Origin of the sequence: Sphingomonas sp. R86521 (assembly GCF_042466235.1) — a bacterium.
Lineage (GTDB): Bacteria > Pseudomonadota > Alphaproteobacteria > Sphingomonadales > Sphingomonadaceae > Sphingomonas.
Window position 1 is genome coordinate 3,542,511 of sequence record NZ_JAXHBY010000001.1, and the last position, 16,627, is coordinate 3,559,137.

14 protein-coding genes are annotated in these 16,627 nt (G+C 67.5%); 4 read left to right on the forward strand and 10 right to left on the reverse strand.

Going from position 1 to position 16,627, the window contains the following annotated elements; translation table 11 throughout:
• Nucleotides 1-58 precede the first annotated feature (58 nt).
• From SJY20_RS16335 to SJY20_RS16345, 3 genes are all read right to left on the reverse strand, one after another.
• A complete protein-coding gene (locus SJY20_RS16335) occupies nt 59-925 on the reverse strand; it encodes a MipA/OmpV family protein (RefSeq protein ID WP_380787985.1) in 867 nt (288 codons plus the stop codon).
• Between the two features lie 70 nt (nt 926-995).
• Nucleotides 996-1,484, reverse strand: a complete 489-nt coding sequence (locus SJY20_RS16340) for a DUF2141 domain-containing protein (protein WP_380787987.1) — start codon at nt 1,482-1,484, stop codon at nt 996-998.
• Between the two features lie 245 nt (nt 1,485-1,729).
• Nucleotides 1,730-2,632 (reverse strand): tyrosine recombinase XerC, encoded by a 903-nt coding sequence (locus tag SJY20_RS16345; RefSeq protein ID WP_380787989.1) that lies wholly within the window; start codon nt 2,630-2,632, stop codon nt 1,730-1,732.
• Nucleotides 2,633-2,694: 62 nt separating this feature from the next.
• On the opposite strand from SJY20_RS16345, the gene SJY20_RS16350 reads away from it, so the two are divergent.
• Entirely contained in the window at nt 2,695-4,155 is a 1,461-nt protein-coding gene (locus SJY20_RS16350) for a diguanylate cyclase domain-containing protein (RefSeq protein WP_380787991.1), read from the forward strand.
• Nucleotides 4,156-4,216: 61 nt separating this feature from the next.
• Nucleotides 4,217-6,385, forward strand: a complete 2,169-nt coding sequence (locus SJY20_RS16355; protein WP_380787993.1) for a primosomal protein N' — start codon at nt 4,217-4,219, stop codon at nt 6,383-6,385.
• Between the two features lie 189 nt (nt 6,386-6,574).
• Here SJY20_RS16355 and SJY20_RS16360 read toward each other — a convergent pair whose 3' ends face one another.
• From SJY20_RS16360 to SJY20_RS16385, 6 genes are all read right to left on the reverse strand, one after another.
• Nucleotides 6,575-6,829: an ATP synthase F1 subunit epsilon gene (locus SJY20_RS16360; RefSeq protein WP_380787995.1), complete on the reverse strand. Its 255-nt coding sequence runs from the start codon at nt 6,827-6,829 to the stop codon at nt 6,575-6,577.
• A gap of 132 nt (nt 6,830-6,961) precedes the next feature.
• Nucleotides 6,962-8,443, reverse strand: a complete 1,482-nt coding sequence (gene atpD / locus SJY20_RS16365) for a F0F1 ATP synthase subunit beta (protein WP_380787997.1) — start codon at nt 8,441-8,443, stop codon at nt 6,962-6,964.
• Between the two features lie 4 nt (nt 8,444-8,447).
• The gene (locus SJY20_RS16370; RefSeq protein ID WP_380787999.1) at nt 8,448-9,026 is read right to left on the reverse strand and encodes a hypothetical protein; all 579 of its coding nucleotides are present in this window, start codon (nt 9,024-9,026) and stop codon (nt 8,448-8,450) included.
• Nucleotides 9,023-9,913: a F0F1 ATP synthase subunit gamma gene (locus SJY20_RS16375; protein ID WP_380788001.1), complete on the reverse strand. Its 891-nt coding sequence runs from the start codon at nt 9,911-9,913 to the stop codon at nt 9,023-9,025. The genes SJY20_RS16370 and SJY20_RS16375 overlap by 4 nt, the downstream gene beginning before the upstream one ends.
• Before the next feature lie 120 nt (nt 9,914-10,033).
• Nucleotides 10,034-11,563 (reverse strand): F0F1 ATP synthase subunit alpha, encoded by a 1,530-nt coding sequence (atpA, locus tag SJY20_RS16380; protein ID WP_380788003.1) that lies wholly within the window; start codon nt 11,561-11,563, stop codon nt 10,034-10,036.
• A 2-nt stretch (nt 11,564-11,565) separates the two neighbouring features.
• On the reverse strand, nt 11,566-12,120 hold the full coding sequence (locus SJY20_RS16385) for a F0F1 ATP synthase subunit delta (protein WP_380788005.1): 555 nt from the start codon (nt 12,118-12,120) through the stop codon (nt 11,566-11,568).
• A gap of 242 nt (nt 12,121-12,362) precedes the next feature.
• Between SJY20_RS16385 and ada the strand changes: the two genes are divergently transcribed.
• Entirely contained in the window at nt 12,363-13,403 is a 1,041-nt protein-coding gene (gene ada, locus SJY20_RS16390) for a bifunctional DNA-binding transcriptional regulator/O6-methylguanine-DNA methyltransferase Ada (RefSeq protein ID WP_380788007.1), read from the forward strand.
• On the opposite strand, the gene SJY20_RS16395 is transcribed toward ada, so the two are convergent.
• The gene (locus SJY20_RS16395; RefSeq protein ID WP_380788009.1) at nt 13,379-14,881 is read right to left on the reverse strand and encodes a S1C family serine protease; all 1,503 of its coding nucleotides are present in this window, start codon (nt 14,879-14,881) and stop codon (nt 13,379-13,381) included. The two genes, ada and SJY20_RS16395, sit on opposite strands and share 25 nt — an antisense overlap.
• A gap of 95 nt (nt 14,882-14,976) precedes the next feature.
• Between SJY20_RS16395 and SJY20_RS16400 the strand changes: the two genes are divergently transcribed.
• Nucleotides 14,977-16,521, forward strand: coding sequence for a CpaF family protein (locus SJY20_RS16400; RefSeq protein ID WP_380788010.1), 1,545 nt, complete (start codon nt 14,977-14,979; stop codon nt 16,519-16,521).
• Nucleotides 16,522-16,627 lie beyond the last annotated feature (106 nt).

Here is a 16,627-nt window from a genome sequence, read left to right on the forward strand (position 1 = left end):
ATCCGGACGGGTAAAATATTTTGAACAACAGCGCGCCTAATCCAGCGCAACCATCAGGTTAGAAAGTATAGGTAAGCCCTGCTGCCGCGGCGAGCTGGTCGGCATCGCCGACGTCGCGGACCAGCGGGCTGTTCTTGTACTTGCCGAGCATGCGACCGTAGAGCACGCCGGCGCCCAGGCCCCAGCCGTGGCGGATGTCGCCGGACAGGCTCTGCAGCACGAACGCCGAGACGTTGAAATTCTTGAAGCCGCTGTCGTTGATGTCATAGGTGCGCAGGCCGCTGAGGCGGGTACCGATCGGCGAGACGCCGAAATAGGTGCGGCCATAGCCCTTGCCGACATAATCCGCCGACGCACCGATCGACACCAGAGTGCGGATTGAGAGCGGCGTGGTGTAGTTGATCTGCGGCGTGATGACATAGCTGTCGTGCGTGTTCGACACGTCGTGGACATAGGCAACGCGCGCGGTCAGCGTGTCGTACTCGCTCGTGATGACGCCGGTCTTCGATACGCCGGCATAGCCGCCGACCTCGTAGGCGCTGTCGATCTCGCCGAGCGCGCGAACCTGGCGATTGTCGACCTTGCCGGTACGCTGGAACCGCGCCGCGCCGATCACGCCGATCTCGTAGTTCAGCACCGGACCGGGCTGCGACTTGAGCAGGTTGACGTAAAGCTGGGTGCCGCGCGTGAAGAAGTCGTGGCCGCCGACGACGCCGATCGCGACTGCGCCGGGGGTGATCGAGTTGCTGTCGGCACCCTCGTAATCGGGGAGCGTCGCAGCGCCGATGCCGATCGTCAGGCGGTTGTTGTCCGGAGCGGTGTTGCCGTCGACGCCCGGGGGCGCGGCGTTGGGTGCGTTCTGCGCGAGGACGGGCGACGCGCTGGCCAGGACGGCAACGGATAGGGCTAGGCTGAATGCGCGCAAAGTTTCGCTCCGGGGAAAAAGGTTCCCCGACGCAACGCAGGTAATTGCCTTTCGGTCCGCAACAATCGGATCAGAAGATGTAACGCATCCGGACCTGTTGCTTTTCGGCATCACTATCGAGCGCGAACCGCGCGGCGGCAAACCGCGGCGGGCCAAAGGTCGAGGCGGGGTTGCGCGAGAAGCCGAAACCTTCGCGCGGGATGCCGGCGAACGTGTCGAGCCGGGAATTGCTGTTCTCGTCGTGGATGACGGCAAAGGCGTATTCGCCGTGTGGCAGGCCGCCGATGTCGATCGTCGTCTCACGCGCAGGCACGTTGCGGGTGACGGCGCGGGCGTCGTCGACACAGGCGGGGAAATTGTCGGGATCGGCGGTCAAGCAAACGCGCACCAGCCCCTTGGCCGAGCGCAGGTTGCCGACGACGATATCGAGCCGCCCGACCGGTGCCGCGCCGATCAGCGTCGTTGCGAGCAAGCCGAACGCGGCGAGCCGCGCCGGCGTGCGCGTGGAAACCGTGCGCCAACCTGCGGTCGGTGCCGCGAAACCGGAGTTCAAAGCCATAATTGCCCCATATCGCTCGTGACGCCGCAGGTTGCGACCAGCGGGTATCAGCCAAGCCCCCCTTGGGCCCTCCGATATGAACCGGGGAAAAACATCCCGTGCCACATCGTTGATACCCCCATAGCCCTCCCCCCGCACAGTACTACCCCGGGTGCGCCGACCGGGATCGGAATCAGGCGGAGCCGTAACGGAATTACCACAACGGGAGGACTGTCCGACCGGCGGCAGCGCCCCTCCCCAAGCAGTCACCCGTGCGGATGCGCGTTGCGATAGACGTCCATCAGATGCGCCGCATCGACCGCGGTATAGACCTGCGTTGAGCTCAGGCTGGCATGCCCCAGCAGTTCCTGCAGCGCGCGCAGGTCTGCGCCACGCCCGAGCAGATGAGTCGCGAAACTGTGCCGCAGCGCATGCGGCGTGGTCCGTTCGCCCAGCCCCAGCCGCCCACGCGCCGCCTGCACCGATCGCCGCACCACCCCTGCCGACAACGGCCCGCCCTTCGCGCCGCGGAACAGCGCTGTATCGCGGTCGATTGGCCATGGCACCTGCGCGGCATAGGCCTCGATCGCGGCGCGCACCTGCGGCAGCAACGGCACGATGCGGGTCTTGGCGCGCTTGCCCGTTACCGCAATCGTCGCACCGAGCGGCAACACCGCACCGGTCAACGCCGTCGCCTCGCCGATCCGCAGCCCGGCGCCGTACAGCAGCAGCAACACCGCCCAGTCGCGCGCGCCGATCCACGGTTCCGCGGCGTCGTCCGCGACCTCCTCGGCGAGCGCGATCGCCTCGGCCGGCGAGATCGGCCGCGGCACGCCCGGCTTCACGCGCGGTCCCCGCAATCGCGGCGCCTCGGCATCAGCATTCGCCCAGGCGAGGAACCCACGCACCGCCGACAATTCGCGTGCCGCCGAGGCATTGCCCAGCCCCTGCCCCCGGCGGTGCGCGAGATAGGCGCGCAGGTCGGCCGCGGTCGCCCTCGCCAGCGTCGCGCGATCGATCCGTTCGCCCCAATGCGCGCCGAAAAACGCCACCAGCCGCTCTGCCGATGCGCGATACGCGCGGATCGTATGCACCGAGCGGCGCCGGTCGCGCGCCAGATGCTCGGCCCAGATCATCGACGCAGGCAGGTCCGATGCGGCATTTTCCATCGCACCATGCTAGCGCCTGTCGGCCGGAAAGAAAATTAACTCGGGGTCGATACGCCGCTATGATGACCGCACCCGAACCCGGCGAACAGTCGCACATCGACGAAGAGCGCCGGCTGGCCACGCTCGATGCGCTGGCGCTGCTCGACACCGACCCCGAACAGGAGTTCGATGCGATCGTCGCCCTCGCCGCGCAGGTGCTGAACGCGCCCACCGCGCTGCTGACGCTGATCGACCGCGACCGCCAGTGGATCAAGGCGGCCAAGGGGTTCGAGGCCCGCGAGATCCCCCGAACCATCGCGTTCTGCGACCATACCATCCGCGGCGCAGTCCCGGTGATCGTCGGCGACACGACGCAGGACGCGCGGTTCGCGCAGAACCCGCTGGTGACGCAGGAAAACGGCATGCGCTTTTATGCCGGCGCGCCGATCCATGCGGTCGACAGCGAAGGCGTACGCCAGCCGATCGGCGCGATCTGCGTGCTCGATCACACCCCGCGATCGCTGCGTTCGGACGATCGCAAGGCGCTGACGCATCTGGCGACGCTGGCCGAGGCGTCGATCACCGCGCGCAGCGCCGCCCAGGAGGCGCTGACGATCGCCACCATCGCCGATCGCCAGGCGGCGATATTGTGGCGCCAGGATCGCATCTTTCGCCAGGCGGAGCGGATGGCGGCGATCGGATCGTGGCGGATGTCGCTGGCCGACCATGACGTCGAATGGTCCGACGGCGTCTACCGCATCCACGGCCTGCCGGTCGGACGCCGGCCGTCGATGGAAGACGCGATGGACTTCTATCCGCCGCATGCCCGCGTCCAGGTGAACGACGCGGTAACGCGCGCGATCGAGCAGGGCACCGCGTTCGAACTCGAAGTCGACTTCCTCACCGCGCAGGGTGAACTCCGGCGAGTCCGCGTGCTCGGCGAGCGCGAGACGATCGACGGCGTCGCGGTCGCGCTGGTCGGGGTGTTCCAGGACGTCACCGAACGCCACGCGCTCGAAACCCAGCTCAGGCTTTCGGCCGATACCGATTCGCTGACCGGCCTCGCCAATCGTGCCGCGTTCGAACGCGTGCTCGAGGCGGCGATGGACCGTTCCCGCACAGACGGTGTGCCGCTGCTGCTCGCCTTGGTCGACCTGGACGGGTTCAAGACGATCAACGATACGCTCGGCCATACCGCGGGCGACGACGTGCTGCGCGGCGTCGGCCGCAGCCTGCGCGCGCCGTGGCTGAACGGATCGGTCGCGGCGCGGCTGGGGGGCGACGAGTTCGCGGTGATCGTCGACGATCCCGACCTGGCCGCCAACCCCGCGCGGCTCGTCGCGTTGATCGAGGCGTCACTGTGCGTGCCGGTCGAGGCCGACGGGCTGTTGCTGGTCAGCGCGGGCACCGTCGGGATCGCGGCGTTCGACGGGGATTTCCACAGCATCCGCGACTTCGTCCATCACGCCGACACCATCCTCTATGCCGCAAAGCGTGCGCGGATCGGCGAGCGCCGCCGGCCGGAAAGGCTCGATGCGGCGTAGCATCGGGGCGGGCGCGATCTAAGGTTCACCCGGCGACGATCCGCCCCCATATACGGCGCACATGTCCCGCGCCCGTATCCTGATCCTCAACGCTGCCCTCGGGCCGCTCGACTACCGCGTGCCCGTCGGGATGACGGTCGAGCCCGGCTCGATCGTGGTCGCGCCGCTGGGCCCGCGGCAGTTGCTCGGCGTGGCGTGGGAGGCGGATCGGATGCCGTCCGACGCAGAGGTCGGCGACAACCGGCTGCGCAACCTGCTCGCGGTGGCCGACGCGCCGCCGATCCGCGCGCCGCTGCGCCGGCTGGTGGAGTGGACCGCGGATTACTACCTCGCCGCGCCGGCGTCGGTGCTGCGGATGACGCTGGCCTCGACCTCCGCACTGGAGGGCGCGCGCACCGCGATCGAGTATCGCGCGACCGGCGTGGTGCCGCCCCGCCTTACCCCGCAACGCGAACAGGCGCTGGAGCGGATCGCCGATCGCCAGGGCATCGTCCGCGAGCTCGCCACCATCGCCGACGTCAGCGACGCGGTAATCCGCGGGCTGGTCAAGTCGGGCGCGATCGAGGCGGTGGAGGTCGATATCGACAGTCCCTATCCGGTGCCCGATCCCGACCACCACCAGCCGGTGCTGTCCGCCGACCAGCAGGCCGCCGCGGACGTGCTGGTCGACGGGGTCCGCGATCACGTCTTCAAGCCGACCCTGCTCGACGGCGTCACCGGGTCGGGCAAGACCGAGGTCTATTTCGAGGCGGTGGCACAGGCGATCCGCGATGGCCGACAGACGATCGTGCTGCTCCCCGAGATCGCGTTGACCGAACCGTTCCTAAAACGCTTCCACGACCGCTTCGGCTGCGAGCCGGTGGCGTGGCATTCGGGGCTGCGCTCGACCCAGCGCCGCCGCGCGTGGCGGGCGATCGCGAGCGGCGAGGCGCTGGTCACCGTCGGCGCGCGATCGGCGCTGTTCCTGCCCTATGCGAATTTGGGGCTGATCGTCGTCGACGAGGCGCACGAGACCAGCTTCAAGCAGGAGGACGGCGTCCATTATCACGCGCGCGACGTCGCGGTGATGCGCGGGCTGTTCGAGGAATGCCCGGTGATTCTCGCCTCCGCCACGCCCGCGATCGAAACGCGGCAACAGGTCGCGACCGGCCGCTATGCCGAACTGAAGCTGCCCGGGCGGTTCGGGGTCGCGGAGATGCCGACGATCGAGCCGATCGACCTGATCCAGGAACCGCCGGAGCGTGGCCGCTGGCTGGCACCGCGGCTGGTCAAGGCGCTCGAGGCGAATCTGGAGAAGCGCGAGCAGTCGCTGCTGTTCCTCAACCGCCGCGGCTATGCGCCGCTGACCTTGTGCCGGACCTGCGGGCATCGGTTCCAGTGCCCGAATTGCACCGCGTGGATGGTCGAGCACCGGCTGACGCGGCGGCTCGCCTGCCATCATTGCGGGCATATCGAGCCGACCCCGCGCGTCTGCCCCGAATGCAAGGGCGAGGACACGCTGGTCGCCTGTGGCCCCGGCGTCGAACGCATCGCCGACGAGGTCGCCGCACTGTTCCCCGCCGCCAAGACCGCGGTGGTGACCTCCGACACGATCTGGTCGCCGGCCAAGGCGGCGGAGTTCGTCGGGCGGATGGAGGCGGGGGATATCGACATCGTCGTCGGCACGCAGCTGGTCACCAAGGGCTATCACTTTCCGAACCTCACCTTGGTCGGCGTGGTCGATGCGGATTTGGGGCTCGACGGCGGCGATCTGCGCGCAGCCGAACGGACGTTTCAGCAGATCCGCCAGGTTTCGGGGCGTGCGGGGCGCGGCGAGAAGCCGGGCCATGTCTTCATCCAGACGCACAGTCCCAAGGCGCAGGTGATGCAGGCGCTGATCACCGGCGACGCCGATGCGTTCTATGCGGCGGAAACCGAGGCGCGCCGCGATGCCGGGGCGCCGCCGTTCGGGCGCTATGCGGCGATCATCGTGTCGTCGGAGGACCAGGGTTGCGCGCACGACATCGCCAAGCTGGTCGGGCGCAGCGCGCCGGAGGTCGACGGGATGCACGTCTATGGGCCGGCGCCGGCGCCGTTGGCGATGTTGCGCGGGCGACATCGGTATCGGCTGCTGGTCCATGCGAAACGCGCGCTCGACGTGCAGGACGTGATCCGGGAGTGGTTGGGGAAACTCGACTGGCCGTCGAAGGCGCGGGTGACGGTCGACGTCGACCCGTATAATTTTCTGTAGGGCTGGGGGTGGTAGAGCTGGCCGCCACCACTCCACCCTTCGTCATCCTGACGAAAGTCAGGACCCAGGGTAACTGGGGGTGGTGTTCGTGGCTCTAGGTCCTGACTTTCGTCAGGATGACGGACGAAGTGTGAGGCGGGTAGCCCAGTCTGGGTCCCCGTCTTCGCGGGGAAACAAACTTAGGTCCGCTTACTCGCCCGCGCTTTCCGCCAGGACGGTCAGGCCGGATGCGTTGACCTCCGCGAAGCCGCCGCGGATCGCGATCGTTTCGGCTGCGGCACCCTGGGTGCGGAAGAGCTGGAGGGCGCCGTCGCGGACGGTGGACATGAAGGGGGCGTGGCCTTCGAGGACGCCGAAATCGCCTTCGGTGCCGGGGACGACGACCATGTAGACCTCTTCCGAGCGGACGAGCTTTTCTGGCGTGACGAGTTCGAAATGCAGCATGTCTGGGTCTCACTCCCCTCCCGCATGCGGGAAGGGCCGGGGGTGGGCTCGCGCCATCGGCGTCGCGCGACATGGAGGGCGGGTGCCCACCCCCCAGCCCCCTCCCGCTTGCGGGAGGGAGAGCAGTTTAGCTTAAGCCTCGGAAGCCATCTTCTCGGCCTTGGCGACGGCTTCGTCGATGCCGCCGACCATGTAGAACGCCGCCTCGGGGAGGTGATCATACTCGCCCTCGACCACCGCCTTGAACGAGCGGACGGTATCCTCAAGCTGGACGAACTTCCCGCTGATGCCGGTGAAGACCTCGGCGACGTGGAACGGCTGGCTCAGGAACTTCTGGATCTTCCGCGCACGCTGGACGGTGAGCTTATCTTCTTCCGACAGCTCGTCCATGCCCAGAATCGCGATGATGTCCTGCAGCGACTTGTACTTCTGCAGCGTCGACTGGACGGCACGTGCGGTGTCGTAATGCTCCTGGCCGACGACGCGTGGCTCGAGCAGACGGCTCGTCGAGTCGAGCGGATCGACTGCCGGGTAGATGCCCAGCTCCGAGATCGCGCGGTTGAGGTTGGTCGTGGCGTCCAAGTGAGCGAACGACGTTGCCGGTGCCGGATCGGTAAGATCGTCCGCGGGAACGTACACGGCCTGCACCGAGGTGATCGACCCCTTGTTGGTCGAGGTGATGCGCTCCTGCAGCGCACCCATGTCGGTCGACAACGTCGGCTGATAGCCCACCGCCGACGGGATACGACCGAGCAGTGCCGAAACCTCTGCGCCCGCCTGCGTGAAGCGGAAGATGTTGTCGACGAAGAACAGCACGTCCTGGCCCTCGACGTCGCGGAAATACTCGGCGATCGTCAGGCCCGACAGCGCGACGCGGGCGCGGGCGCCTGGCGGCTCGTTCATCTGGCCGAATACCAGCGCGACCTTCGAGCCCTCCGACTGCGGATTGCCGTCGGCATCCTTGGCGATGACGCCTGCATCGAGGAACTCGTGGTACAGATCGTTACCCTCGCGGGTACGCTCGCCGACGCCGGCGAACACCGAGGTGCCGCCGTGGCCCTTGGCGATGTTGTTGATCAGCTCCTGGATCAGCACGGTCTTGCCGACGCCGGCGCCGCCGAACAGGCCGATCTTGCCGCCCTTCGCATAGGGTGCGAGCAGGTCGATGACCTTGATGCCGGTGACCAGGATCGCGCTCTCGGTCGACTGGTCGACGAACAGCGGTGCCGAGGCATGGATCGGGGCGGTCGTCTCTGCGCCGACCGGGCCGCGCTCGTCGATCGGCTCGCCGATGACGTTGAGGATGCGCCCGAGCGTCTTCGGGCCGACCGGCACGCGGATCTGCGAGCCGGTGTCGGTGACGGTCTGGCCGCGGGTCAGGCCCTCGGTGGCGTCCATCGCGATCGTGCGAACGGTGTTCTCGCCGAGATGCTGCGCGACTTCGAGCACGAGCCGGTTGCCGTTATTGTCGGTTTCGAGCGCCGACAGAATGGCGGGCAAATTGTCGGGGAAATGCACGTCGACGACGGCACCGATGACCTGCGAGATGCGGCCGGTGTTGTTCGTAGCAGGGCTGCCCTCGGTCGGGCGGATGTCTTCAGCGGCGGTTGCCATCACACTATCCTTGGGTCTTGTTGTTGGCCGGGCTGGTAGCCGGAGAACGGGTAAAAGTCACGTCGATGCGCGCTGGCGCATCCTTGCTAGCCGGTACCAGCGCGACGTGCGCGGGCGGCTGGTCGAGCGGCGTGCCGAGGCGGATCGCCCGCAGCAGCGCCGGATCGGCCTTGATCTTGAAGCGGCCGAGGAACTCGCCGACGGTCTGCGCCAGCCGCATCCGTGCGGTCGTGGCGTCGTCCGGATCGCTCAGCGACAACGCATAGGTCACGGTGTCGATCGCGGCCTCCGTGCCCTTCAGCGCGACGGCGACGGTGTTCGGCGCCTTCGCGTTGGAGTTCGAATACATCCGCGGCTGACCGCTGGCGGCATAGCCGTCGCCCTTCGCCGCGTACGCGCCGAGCGCGAACCCGGCCTGGTTGATCGCGCCGATCGTTTCCGGCGGGGAGGCGAACAGCCGGTCCCAGCCCGACAGCGTCCGAACCGAAGCGACCTGCGCCGCCTCCTGCTCGCGCACCGACGGCGCCGGCTTGCCGCAGCCAGCCAGCGTCGCAACCGCAATAAAGGCGATCGCCGCCCTCATTTCAGCGCTTCGGCACCCGAGATGATCTCGACCAGCTCGGTCGTGATCGCGGCCTGACGCGTGCGGTTGTACTGGATCGACAGGCGCGTGATCATGTCGCCGGCGTTGCGCGTGGCGTTGTCCATCGCGTTCATGCGCGAGCCCTGCTCCGACGCGGCGTTTTCGAGCAGCGCGCGGAAAATCTGGATCGCTACGTTGCGCGGCAACAGGTCGGCGAGGATGGCTTCCTCGCTCGGCTCATACTCGGTCACGGCTTCGGCAGCGTTCGACTTGCCTTCCGCGCCCGCGACGGTCGAGAGCGGCACGGGAATGATCTGGATCCCGGTCGGGATCTGCACGAGCGCGGAGACGAACTTCGAATAGAACAGGTGCGCGACGTCGAACTGGCCTTCGCCGAAGCGCTTGATCAGGTCATCGGAGACTTCCTGGGCGTCGCTGAACGCGAGCTTCTTGATCTGGCTCATCTCGTGGTCGGCGAGGATGTCGTTCGGGAAGAAGCGCTTGATCACGCGGCCCTTCTTGCCGGCGACGTAGAACTTCACGGTCTTGCCCGCCGCGATCAGCTCCTCGGCTTTCCGCCGCGCTGCCCGGACGATGTTGGTGTTGAACGCACCGGCCAGGCCGCGCTCCGACGTCGCGATGACGATCAGGTGGACCTGATCCTTGCCGGTGCCCGCGAGCAGCGGCGATGCGCCCGGCGCGATGCCGACGCGCCCCGCGAGGCTCGCCATCACCGCTTCCAAACGCTCGGCATACGGACGCCCGGCGACCGCCGCGTCCTGCGCACGGCGCAGCTTCGCAGCGGCGACCATCTTCATCGCCTTGGTGATCTTCTGCGTCGACTTCACCGAGCCGATGCGGATCTTGAGGGCCTTAAGTGATGCCATCTTCTTTTCCTGCTCCCTCTCCCCAGCGGGGAGAGGGTCGGGGTGAGGGGCAATTCCGGGCGGTACCTCGCGGTACGACCCCTCACCCCAGCCCTCTCCCCGAAGGGGAGAGGGAGTTAATTATGCGAAGGTCTTAGCGAACGCTTCGAGCGCTGCCTTCAGCTTGTCCTTCGCCTCGTTACCCAAATCGCGGGTATCGCGGATCAGCGTCAGCACGTCGGCATGGTTCGCGCGCATGTCGGCCAGCAGCGCCTGCTCGTAGCGGGTCACGTCGGCGACCGGCACCTTGTCGAGATAGCCGCTGGTGCCGGCGAAGATCGACACCGTCTGCTCCTCGAACGGCAGCGGCGAGAACTGGGCCTGCTTCAGCAGCTCGGTCAAACGAGCACCACGATTCAGCAGCTTCTGCGTCGACGCATCGAGATCCGACCCGAACTGCGCGAACGCCGCCATCTCGCGGTACTGCGCCAGCTCGAGCTTGATCGAGCCCGACACCTTCTTCATCGCCTTGGTCTGAGCCGCCGAACCGACGCGGCTCACCGACAGGCCGACGTTGATCGCCGGACGCACACCCGAGAAGAACAGGTCGGTTTCGAGGAAGATCTGGCCGTCGGTGATCGAGATCACGTTGGTCGGGATGTATGCCGAAACGTCGCCCGCCTGCGTCTCGATGATCGGCAACGCGGTCAGCGAGCCGCCGCCATTCGCGTCCGACATCTTCGCTGCACGCTCGAGCAGGCGGCTGTGGAGATAAAACACGTCGCCCGGATACGCTTCACGGCCCGGAGGACGACGCAGCAGCAGCGACATCTGGCGGTAGGCGACGGCCTGCTTGGACAGATCGTCGTAGCAGATCAGGGCGTGCATGCCGCGATCGCGGAAATACTCGCCCATCGCGACGCCGGTGTACGGTGCGAGATACTGGAGCGGTGCGGGGTCCGACGCGGTCGCGGCGATGACGATGGTATATTCCATCGCGCCGTTCTCTTCGAGCGTCTTGACCAGCTGCGCGACGGTCGAGCGCTTCTGGCCGATCGCGACATACACGCAATACAGCTTCTTCGACTCGTCGTCGCCGGCGTTGGCGATCTTCTGGTTGATGAACGCGTCGATCGCGACGGCGGACTTGCCGGTCTGGCGATCGCCGATGATCAGCTCGCGCTGGCCGCGGCCGACGGGGACGAGTGCGTCGATCGCCTTGAGCCCGGTCTGGACGGGCTCGCTGACCGACTGGCGCGGGATGATGCCCGGTGCCTTCACTTCGACGCGGCTGCGCTCGGTGGTGTGGATCGGGCCCTTGCCGTCGATCGGGTTGCCGAGGCCGTCGACCACGCGGCCGAGCAGCTCCTTGCCGATCGGCACGTCGACGATGGTGCCGGTGCGCTTGACGATATCGCCTTCCTTGATCTCGGAATCGCTCCCGAAGATCACGACGCCGACGTTATCGGCCTCGAGGTTGAGCGCCATGCCCTGCACGCCGTTCGAGAATTCGACCATCTCGCCGGCCTGGACGTTGTCGAGTCCATAGATGCGCGCGATGCCGTCGCCGACGGACAGCACCTGGCCGGTCTCGCTGACCTGGGCCTCGGTACCGAAATTGGCGATCTGATCCTTGATGATCTTCGAGATTTCTGCGGCGCGGATATCCATGGTCAGCCTTTCATCGCCTGCGCGAGCGTGTTCAAACGGGTCTTGATCGACGAATCGATCATCTGGCTGCCGACGCGGACGACAAGTCCGCCCAGCAGCGTGGGATCGACCGACAGGTCGACGGAAACTTCACGGCCGACGCGCTGGCGGAGCTGATGCTTCAGCTCGATCACCTGGTCGTCGGACAGCGGATGCGCGGAGGCGACTTCGGCGCTCACCTCGCCGCGATGCTGCGCAGCAAGTTCGCGGAACGCGCGGATGATCTTCGGCAGCGCGCCGAGCCGGTGGTTCTCGGCGAGCACGCCGAGGAAGTTGCGCGTCGTCGGGTCGATCCCGAGCGACTCCGCGACGGCGGACACGGCGTTGGCCGCGGCGCCGCGCGAGACCATCGGGCTCGTCGTCAGCGCACGGAAGTCAGCCGACTCCGCCAATGCATCGCGCACGGTGGCGAGGCTGGCCTCGACCGTATCGATCGCCTTCGCGTCACGCGCGAGTTCGAACAGGGCGAGCGCATAACGTCCACCTAAGCTCGCCTGAATACCGCCGGATGTCTCCACGGAAGCTGTAATCCTCGCCTGCAACGAATTAGACCATGGGGAAAGAGGGCGCGAAAGCACCTCTCCACGGGAAGCGGCGCGGGTAGCATCGGGTTGCCGTGGATGCAACCCGGGTGGGCCCGACCGGTCCGCGACGCCATGCCGAAACCCGGTTCGAAGGGGTCGGAATGCCGTTCACCATACGCGACATTGACAGCAAGCGGCGGGATGCGGCCGCCGCGAATCCATTCTAGACCGTGGTGATGACCCCCGATCCCGACACCGCCTGGACCGCCTTTTCCGCGCGAGACCGTGCGCAGGACGGGCGGTTCGTGGTCGCGGTCCGGACCACGCAGATCTATTGCAAGCCGAGCTGCCCGGCGCGCCATCCGCATCGCCGCAACGTCAGCTTCTATGCGGACGCTGCGCAGGCGCGCGAGGCGGGGTATCGCGCCTGCCTGCGGTGCAAGCCCGACGAAGTGGGTCGCGACCGTATTGCGGTGGCGGCGGCGCTGGCGATACTCGACGCCGCCGAGGACCGCATCGACCTCGACACGCTGGCCGCACAGGTCGGGTATGCGCCGCATCATTTCCACCGGCTGTTCAAGCGCGCCACCGGCGTCACCCCCGCCGCTTACGCCCGCGCGCTGCGCAGTACACGCGCCGCCGATGCGCTCACCGAGGAGACGACCGTGACCAAAGCGATCTACGACGCCGGCTACACCGCCCCCAGCCGCTTCTATGCCAACGCCGCCAAGCGGCTAGGGATGGCCCCCAGCGCATGGGTGCGGGGCGGCGAAGGGGTGACGATCCGCTGGACGGTCGCCGATACCAGCCTGGGCCCGATGCTGGTCGCTGCGACCGACAAGGGGCTGTGCCGGGTGTCGTTCGACGAGGATGCCGCGGCGCTGCGCGCGCGCTTCCCCAACGCCACGATCGCCGAGGCCGACGAAGCGTTGGCGACGCTGGCTGCGCAGGTCGTCGCCGAGGTCGAAACGCCGGGTCTCGACTGCGACCTGCCGCTCGATGTCCGCGGCACCGCGTTCCAGGAGGCGGTCTGGCAGGCGCTGCGGACGATCCCGCTCGGCGAAACCCGCACCTATAGCGAACTCGCCGCGATCGCCGGCAACCCCGCCGCAGTGCGCGCGGCGGGCAGCGCGTGCGGCAAGAACCCGGTGTCGATCATCGTGCCGTGCCACCGTGCGCAGCGAATCGGCGGTGCGCTGGGCGGCTATGCGTACGGCCTGGACCGCAAGCGCGCGCTGCTCGCGACCGAGGCTCAGCGCGCCGAGCTGCAGGAATAGACCAGTTTCTCGTTCGGCAGCGGCGGCAATGTCGCGCGCACCGCGGCCTGCGCGGCGCCCAGCCTTGCGAGCGCGGCCTCGTCGCCGGTGCAGGTCTTCGTGACCTCGCCGCGCGCGGTCCGCGCCGCCGCCATCCCCGCCGCGGACATCAGATAGCGGGTGTTGGCATAGGTCCGCGTCGCCGGGTCGAACGCCAGCACCGACACCGCCTGCTCGCCATCGGGCACCAGCACGCGCTCCCAACGCCCGGCGGTCGGGACATATTGGGTCTTGCCGTTCATGCAGCCGCCCTTGCCCCAGGTCAGCGGCACGTCCTCGCTGGACGATACCGTCAGCCGGCTGCGTTCGGGGACCAGCCGGCAGACCAGCTTGCCGAGCGCCGCGTTGGCGACGATCGCCGCCTGTGCCGCCGGTGCCGCGGGGAGATCGATCTCGCCGGATGGGCGCAGCACGAACACGGTGATGCCCGCGACCACGCCGAAGAGGCCGCCACCCAGCGCCCAGACCCCACGGCGCCGCTCGTTCCGCGTCTCGAACAGCCCCGCCCCGCCGATCGCGAGCGCGCCTGCGACCAGCAGCAGCACCGCGACCGCCATCACGTTCTCGCGGCTGTGCTGGGCGGTCGCGCGCGCCTTTTCGAGCGCGGCCTCGCGGAGCAGCCCGGCCTGCGTCGCGGCGTCGCGCCGGGCGGAGGCAGCGTCGGTCACCGCGCGCGCATCGGCGTCGCTGTCCTGCCGCAGCCGATCCTCGATCGAGGTGCACGGCGTGCCGACCGAGGCGTAGGGCTGCTTGGCCTCGCGCAGGAAACTGCTGAGTTCGGTGTCGGCGATTGCGAATCCGAACGTCGCATCGCCCTCTTCGCCGCGGGTGATCGCCGAATTGACCCCGATCACGCGTCCGCACCGGTCGAGCAGCGGACCACCCGAATTGCCGCGCGCGATGCTGGCGGTATGCAGCAGCACCTCGACGTTGGTCAGCGTGCGTCGGCCGGAGAACACCCCCTCCGAGCGCACCGGCGACATCGGCTTGATATAATCCGCCGCCGATCGTGCGGTCGCCAGGTCGACGTTGCCGGGAAAGCCCAATGAGACCACCGGATCACCCTCGGTCACTGGCCCGGTATAGAGCGCGGCGGGCGGCAGGCGGGCCCCGGTGAACTCGATCAGCGCGAGATCGGCCTGCGAATCATAGGCGATGACGCGGCCGGTATAGGATTTGTCGCCCTCCGACGGGACCACGCCGATCACGACATTGTCGGGATAGCGCTCCGCAAGGTCGACGACATGCGCGTTGGTGACGATGCGGTTGGGCGTGATCGCGAAGCCGCTGCCATGGCCGAACCCGACCACCTGGCCGTCGACCACCGCGATCGTGACGATCCGCACCACCCCGCGCCCCGCCGCCGAGATGTCGTCGGCACTCGCGGGCGCCGCGAGTCCGAGCAGGACGGCGAGAAGGAGAAGCAGCCGGACGATCATCGCCGTCCCCTACCCTGCGCCCTGCACCGGGAGAACTGGTTTATGGAATATCAACCCTTCGCCCCTACCCCCGTGGCAACCATGAGGGACTAGGCATGAGTGCGTTCGGGCGTCGGAATGGGATAAATGGCGGAGCACCGGCACGGCCGGCGTTCGGCGTGGCGCGACCAATGCAAGGCGGGGCCGCCGCGCCGCGCCCCGAATCGGAGGGTGGCAGCCAGTTTCCGCCCATCGAATCGCTGCCGCTTCCCGGCGAACTCGACACGCAGTCGGGCGCCATGCCCACCAGCATGCCGTCGGGCGCGATGGATGCGATGCAGCGACTGTCGGATCGACAGAACGCCAGCGGCGAGGCCGGCAACAGCCGCGTCGAGGGCTTCGAGCAGTCGATCCACAAGATCAAGGAACAGGTCCTTCCGCGCCTGCTCGAACGCGTCGATCCCGAAGCGGCGGCGACGCTGGGCAAGGACGAGCTGGCCGAAGAATTCCGCCCGATCATCGGCGAAGTCCTCGCCGAACTGAAGCTGACGCTCAACCGCCGCGAACAGTTCGCGCTGGAAAAGGTGCTGGTCGACGAGTTGCTGGGCCTGGGACCGCTCGAGGAGTTGCTGTCCGATCCGAACATCACCGACATCATGGTCAACGGTCCCGAGCAGACCTATGTCGAGCGCAAGGGCAAGCTGGAGCTCGCGCCGATCCAGTTCCGCGACGAGGAACACCTGTTCCAGATCGCGCAGCGGATCGTCAATTCGGTCGGTCGCCGCGTCGACCAGACCACGCCGCTCGCCGACGCCCGCCTCAAGGACGGCAGCCGCGTCAACGTCATCGTCCCGCCGCTGTCGCTGCGCGGCACCGCGATCTCGATCCGTAAATTCTCGGCCAAACCGATCACGCTGGACATGATGGCCGGGTTTGGCAGCATGTCGCCGAAGATGGCGACCGCGCTCAAGATTGCCGGCGCGTCGCGGTTCAACGTCGTGATTTCCGGCGGTACCGGTTCGGGCAAGACGACGATGCTCAACGCGCTGTCGAAGATGATCGACCCGGGCGAGCGCGTGCTGACGATCGAGGACGCCGCCGAATTGCGGCTGCAGCAGCCGCACTGGCTGCCGCTCGAAACGCGTCCGGCCAACCTGGAGGGCCAGGGCGAGATCAGCATCCGCGATCTCGTCAAGAACGCGCTGCGTATGCGCCCGGATCGCATCATCCTGGGCGAAATTCGTGGCAGCGAGTGTTTCGACATGCTCGCCGCCATGAACACCGGTCACGACGGATCGATGTGTACGCTCCACGCCAACTCTCCCCGCGAGGCGCTGGCGCGTATGGAGAACATGGTGATGATGTCGGACATCAAGGTGCCGAAGGAAGCGATCAGCCGCCAGATCGCCGATTCGGTCGAGCTGATCATCCAGGTGAAGCGCCTGCGCGACGGGTCCAGGCGCGTGACCAACATCACCGAGGTGATCGGCATGGAAGGCCCGGTGATCGTCACGCAGGAGCTGTTCAAGTTCGAATATCTCGACGAGAGCGCGGACGGCAAGATCGTCGGCGAATACCGCTCGATGGGGCTGCGGCCGTACACACTCGACAAGGCGCGGCAGTTCGGGTTCGACCAGGCGTATCTGGAGGCGTGCCTCTAAGGGGCGTCCGTCTCCCCGGACGTGTTCCGGGGTGAACTCAGACCTGCGAAGCGCGCGGAACCCTGGATGCCGGAACCAGTCCGGCATGACGGGGTAGGGCTTAACG

What these genes read in the sequence shown, in the direction of transcription:
- SJY20_RS16340 (WP_380787987.1), bottom strand. Translation starts at nt 1,484, where the DNA reads ATGGCTTTGAACTCCGGTTTCGCGGCACCGACCGCAGGTTGGCGCACG.
- SJY20_RS16345 (WP_380787989.1), bottom strand. Translation starts at nt 2,632, where the DNA reads ATGGAAAATGCCGCATCGGACCTGCCTGCGTCGATGATCTGGGCCGAG.
- SJY20_RS16350 (WP_380787991.1), top strand. Translation starts at nt 2,695, where the DNA reads ATGACCGCACCCGAACCCGGCGAACAGTCGCACATCGACGAAGAGCGC.
- SJY20_RS16355 (WP_380787993.1), top strand. Translation starts at nt 4,217, where the DNA reads ATGTCCCGCGCCCGTATCCTGATCCTCAACGCTGCCCTCGGGCCGCTC.
- SJY20_RS16360 (WP_380787995.1), bottom strand. Translation starts at nt 6,829, where the DNA reads ATGCTGCATTTCGAACTCGTCACGCCAGAAAAGCTCGTCCGCTCGGAA.
- atpD (WP_380787997.1), bottom strand. Translation starts at nt 8,443, where the DNA reads ATGGCAACCGCCGCTGAAGACATCCGCCCGACCGAGGGCAGCCCTGCT.
- SJY20_RS16370 (WP_380787999.1), bottom strand. Translation starts at nt 9,026, where the DNA reads ATGAGGGCGGCGATCGCCTTTATTGCGGTTGCGACGCTGGCTGGCTGC.
- SJY20_RS16375 (WP_380788001.1), bottom strand. Translation starts at nt 9,913, where the DNA reads ATGGCATCACTTAAGGCCCTCAAGATCCGCATCGGCTCGGTGAAGTCG.
- atpA (WP_380788003.1), bottom strand. Translation starts at nt 11,563, where the DNA reads ATGGATATCCGCGCCGCAGAAATCTCGAAGATCATCAAGGATCAGATC.
- ada (WP_380788007.1), top strand. Translation starts at nt 12,363, where the DNA reads ATGACCCCCGATCCCGACACCGCCTGGACCGCCTTTTCCGCGCGAGAC.
- SJY20_RS16395 (WP_380788009.1), bottom strand. Translation starts at nt 14,881, where the DNA reads ATGATCGTCCGGCTGCTTCTCCTTCTCGCCGTCCTGCTCGGACTCGCG.
- SJY20_RS16400 (WP_380788010.1), top strand. Translation starts at nt 14,977, where the DNA reads ATGAGTGCGTTCGGGCGTCGGAATGGGATAAATGGCGGAGCACCGGCA.